Raw genomic sequence first — 3,590 nt, 5'->3', positions numbered from 1 at the left:
AAAAAGACCAAGACCCGTGGCAAAAAAGCGAAAGCCGCAAAAGCTGCTGCCAAAAATGCCTGAGCATTTTCAAGCTCTCTCACGTCTTTCTATCTTCCTCTCTTACCAGTTTCAAATTAACTAAAAAAAAGGTCCCCCTGGCGGGGGACTTGAAGTTTTACTGCTCACAGAAGAGCATTGATTTATACCCCCTCCATTCATTGTTACAATTCTGTAAATTTAGCCAAACTACTTACTTTCAGGTATTGCCAGACAGTTTGGTTAGTGCTAAAAAAATTATTATAACCAAACATATGTTTGGTTGTCCGATATCTTATGCTGAGCCAGTTTAATTCATATACAGTAGTTTTTTTTACATCAGTACAGTTTTAATTTTTTTGCATTTGAATATGGTTTGAGTATTGGGGAGAAATAACCATGTATCGTGGTTCGCAATACAACCTTCCCTTGGTTAATTCCAAAAACTTTAAAGAGGGCCTTTTAAGCTAAAGGTCATAAGTATGACCCATTGCAGGAGTCTTTTTCTATGCCTTTCATTGGGGAGATAGCATCACCGTCACCGACATTGGACCATCAAATGACAACCTTTGATGCCATCATGAAACTCATTAATCTGGGCAAAGAATATGCTTTTGTGAAAAAGGATGAGAAATATATAGGCATTGTTAGTTTGGCAAACATACTTGAGGATCACTCAGACGCACCCGTAACGGATTTCATGGAGCCATTATGCATCATCAGGGCAGATGAGCACAAACACAAAGCCACTACTCTCATGTTGCAGAATAATGTTGAGCATATAGCCGTTACTAGCGAAGCAGGAGAGTTTTTAGGTATTACTTCAGCCAAGAAAGTGCAGGATGAGTCTTAAAAAACAATTTTTACTTCGATGATAGAAATCACACAAATATACAAGGGGACGGTTAAGTGGTTTAGTAATAATAAAGGCTATGGGTTTATTCAGTGTGACGAGCACGGTGAGGTTTTCGTCCACTTCTCTGAAATTCAGATTGATGGATACAAGACTTTGGGTTCAGGCCAGCCGGTCGAATATGAAATTACAAATAACGAAAAAGGTCTTACGGCAAAAAATGTAAAACTTCATTTGAGATAAATTTTTAGAAATTCACGATACCTGACTCAAAAGTTTTAATAGCTCGGAACATGGTTCTGAGAAAAAGCCCACCTCCCTCAAGGTCTGGCGAATAGAAAGCTCAGAGTCTTCTGCGACGGATGTCCTTAACCACTGATTCACTCGATACTTTCTTATTCATAATAATCTCCTTTATGGAAAGTTTAACAGAAAGTATCTCTTAGCTTTTCAGCTCAATCGGTACACATTCGGTTGACGTCAAACATAAATCCATCCGGAAACTACACGAACCAAATATTTTGTTTGGCCCAATGACTGCTTTGGGCTGTGTTCTCTGATTGAACGCTATAAATAAATGGTGACTTACGTTTGCCAGTCCTTATATAAACTCAGGGTGCCAAAGTTTCTACAGAAACTCCGGGTACGGGTTTGGGTCTTTCTGGTTCTGTGTCATCTGTTTTCTCTGCGGGGAGGTTAAAAGTCTCGCCCAGTCCGTGCTTCAGTTTGGAATTCTGATATTTATATTTAGCGAGAGAAAGGTGGGACTTTAATCCTGCTATTCGCGTCTTGTCAGCAGGGTGAGTGGAGGCCCACTCAGGTGGTTCATTACCTTTTTTTACATTACTGAACCGTTGCCAGAACTGAATCGCCTCTTCAGGATCGTATCCAGCTTTAGCCATATAGATCAATCCTATTTGATCCGCTTCCCCCTCATCACCTCGACTGAAAGGCAGGGTGATTCCATATAAAACCCCCAGCCCCAATGCACTCATGATGATTCTCCGCTGGGTGTTGTTTCTCAGGCTGATGCTTGCGCCTATCATGGCTCCGCTTATCAGAAGCTGTTGAGACATTCTCTGGGCTCCATGCCGCGCTATCACATGGGCGATTTCGTGACTCAACACTGTTGCCAGCCCCGCTTCGTTTTTGCAGATCCGAAGCATGCCGGTGTACACCGCGACTTTACCTCCCGGGAGCGCAAAAGCGTTTTTCTCATCCGATTCGATCAACTTGAATTCCCAATCGAGTTTGGGCATATCGCTAACTTCCGCGATGCGAGTGCCAACACGCTGCAGCACCTGCTTCAAATGAGTGTTGTCTGATTCCTTCTGGTCTTTAAGTGCTTGTTGGTATGCTTGTTTGCCGAATGCGATTTCCTGGGACTCGGGAATTAGAATCAATGCCTGCCTTTCAGAAACCGGTGTGGTAGCGCAGGCGGTTATGAATACAGTCGTAAGAATTATTTTAAATGTTTTAAGCATGCATTAATTATAGAAGGCCATGATGTGGTTTTCAACCACCGCTGTTGAGACAGTTTTTGATTTAAGTCTAGTGGTTGCGTCTATAGAGGGAATATCATATGCTTTGCCTATGAAACAGGATTTGTGGAAATATGAATTAAAAGCCCGGGACCAGGGATATAAATTAGTCGCCGGTGTGGATGAAGCAGGTCGGGGTCCTTTAGCAGGCCCTGTTGTGGCAGCTGCTGTGGTTTTGCCAATTGATGTTGATTTTGAAGGGTTGGATGATTCAAAAAAACTTTCAGCTTCAAAACGTGAACAACTTTTTCCCATACTGCAAAAAATGGTCCACGGGGTATCTGTGATTGATCGGGAAGTGATTGACGAGATCAACATTCTTCAGTCGGCAAGGTTGGCCATGAAACAGGCAGTTGAAAAATTATCAAAAGGACCCGACCTGCTGCTCATTGATGGAAACCAGAAAATAGATTCTTCCATTGAGCAGTGGCCGATTGTGAAAGGAGACTCGAAAAGTTTTTCTATCGCTGCGGCTTCGGTTCTGGCGAAAGTGACTCGAGACCGTATCATGGATGATTATCATAATCTATATCCACAATATGAATTTACCCGGCATAAAGGTTATGGCACCAAACTGCATCGGGATTTGATCGCCGAGCATGGCCCATGCCCGATTCACCGCCGAACCTTCAAGGGCGTTACGGAATACATCAGTGAGTGACTGGGAATGGACCAGTAGCAATGGTTTCCTTTTGCTAAATGAATTTTTGCACACAGGTCAAAGGCCGAGTGACCAAATTTCTTGATTGTTAATCTTATGCTCTCTTTATTGAATAAAAAATGGTGTCAGGCCGAGTCAGCTTTAGATACGGTGTCGATGCTGGAGACGGAACTCCAGTTGCCAAAAGCAATCGCAGCTCTTCTTGCGAATAGAGGCGTTACAACTAAAGAGTCGGCAAAGGATTTTTTGGAGGCAGATTTCGCCCGTTTGCATGATCCGTTTTTAATGAATGGTATGCAGCAGGCTGTAGACCGGGTGATCCATGCCTTTGAGAAAAAAGAATCCATCACTGTATTTTGTGATTACGATGTCGATGGGGTCACTTCTGCAGCTTTTCTCACTCATTTTTTCCGCGATCTCAATTGTCCGGTCGAAGCCTATTTGCCTGAACGCCAATCAGAAGGCTATGGACTTAACTCTGAAGCTGTTCGTAAAATTCGTGAGAGTGGTGCCAATT

General features: G+C 42.9%; 4 protein-coding genes. 3 read left to right on the top strand and 1 reads right to left on the bottom strand.

Annotation, left to right across the window (positions count from 1 at the left end; genetic code table 11):
- The first annotated feature begins 526 nt into the window (after positions 1-526).
- Together F3741_06695 and F3741_06690 are read left to right on the top strand one after the other, a co-directional pair.
- Positions 527-871 carry a CBS domain-containing protein gene (locus F3741_06695; GenBank protein MZG30483.1) on the top strand — a complete coding sequence of 115 codons (345 nt, stop codon included), beginning with the start codon at positions 527-529 and terminating at the stop codon, positions 869-871.
- Between the two features lie 18 nt (positions 872-889).
- Positions 890-1,114 (top strand): cold shock domain-containing protein, encoded by a 225-nt coding sequence (locus F3741_06690; GenBank protein MZG30482.1) that lies wholly within the window; start codon positions 890-892, stop codon positions 1,112-1,114.
- A gap of 368 nt (positions 1,115-1,482) precedes the next feature.
- On the opposite strand, the gene F3741_06685 is transcribed toward F3741_06690, so the two are convergent.
- A complete protein-coding gene (locus F3741_06685) occupies positions 1,483-2,355 on the bottom strand; it encodes a M48 family metallopeptidase (GenBank protein MZG30481.1) in 873 nt (290 codons plus the stop codon).
- Between the two features lie 121 nt (positions 2,356-2,476).
- Here F3741_06685 and F3741_06680 point away from each other — a divergent pair, with 121 nt between their 5' ends.
- The gene (locus F3741_06680) at positions 2,477-3,073 is read left to right on the top strand and encodes a ribonuclease HII (GenBank protein ID MZG30480.1); all 597 of its coding nucleotides are present in this window, start codon (positions 2,477-2,479) and stop codon (positions 3,071-3,073) included.
- Positions 3,074-3,590: the final 517 nt, after the last annotated feature.

The sequence above is a fragment of the Nitrospinota bacterium genome, assembly GCA_009873635.1.
Taxonomy (GTDB): domain Bacteria; phylum Nitrospinota; class Nitrospinia; order Nitrospinales; family VA-1; genus LS-NOB.
Note: the sequence above shows the minus strand (reverse complement) of the source record. Positions and strands in the feature narration are given on the sequence as shown.

Bases quoted from the DNA above. Each gene is read 5' to 3' on its own strand.
- F3741_06695 (MZG30483.1), top strand. From the start codon at position 527: ATGCCTTTCATTGGGGAGATAGCATCACCGTCACCGACATTGGACCAT.
- F3741_06690 (MZG30482.1), top strand. From the start codon at position 890: ATGATAGAAATCACACAAATATACAAGGGGACGGTTAAGTGGTTTAGT.
- F3741_06685 (MZG30481.1), bottom strand. From the start codon at position 2,355: ATGCTTAAAACATTTAAAATAATTCTTACGACTGTATTCATAACCGCC.